General features: G+C 35.3%; 1 pseudogene. It reads right to left on the minus strand.

The window, feature by feature from the left end:
• Positions 1-240 (minus strand): annotated as a pseudogene (locus tag KVT27_RS24940) (hypothetical protein); the annotation flags it as partial.
• Between the last annotated feature and the right edge of the window lie 26 nt (positions 241-266).

Consider the following 266-nt stretch of genomic DNA (forward strand, 5'->3'; position numbering starts at 1 on the left):
TGATACCAGCTTTTGAAATACCACTACTATTTTATCCTTATATTTCAAAAAGACCTTGTTTGAAAAACCAATTACTAAATAGTTGACGGTTTTTTCCTTAGGATTTTCCCACCAATTTACCATCAGGGAAATACCTTTTCCTTTTCCCAGCATTCCACCAGCAGTACCTACCATCTCATCTAACTCAAAATCATAGCACCCTGGTTCAGCAAGTGTCCACATTTCAATGGCTTTCTCCATAGAAAATTCTTTATTAATTGGTTCAT

Source organism: Lysinibacillus sp. GbtcB16, assembly GCF_019091145.1.
GTDB lineage: Bacteria > Bacillota > Bacilli > Bacillales_A > Planococcaceae > Lysinibacillus > Lysinibacillus fusiformis.